Origin of the sequence: Cupriavidus sp. SIMBA_020 (assembly GCF_046535395.1) — a bacterium.
In the GTDB taxonomy this organism is placed as follows: Bacteria; Pseudomonadota; Gammaproteobacteria; order Burkholderiales; family Burkholderiaceae; genus Cupriavidus; species Cupriavidus campinensis.
In genome coordinates, this window is sequence record NZ_JAWRWU010001424.1 from 1 (window position 1) to 245 (window position 245).

The following is a 245-nucleotide window of genomic DNA, read 5'->3' on the forward strand; positions in this document are numbered from 1 at the left end:
GGCGCGAGACGATTTCGGTGATGGCGGCGCGCGCGGTGTCGGCCGGGCCGACCACGCGGCGGGCCGTCTGCGGCACGGGGCTCCAGACAAAGCTGATCACTGGCACCACGCGTTCCAGCACGACGGCATCCAGCAACTGGTCGCGGCTCTTGAAGTAGTAATGCAGCATGGCCGAGGTGACCCCGGCGCGCTCGGCGATGTGGGCGATGCGGGTGGCGGCCACCCCCTGCGCGGCGAACAGATCG

At 70.6% G+C, this 245-nt stretch carries 1 protein-coding gene; it reads right to left on the reverse strand.

Features of this window, described 5'->3' with window-relative positions:
- On the reverse strand, positions 1-241 hold a 241-nt coding region (locus SB751_RS34235; protein ID WP_410749526.1), incomplete at its 3' end, for a TetR/AcrR family transcriptional regulator.
- Positions 242-245: the final 4 nt, after the last annotated feature.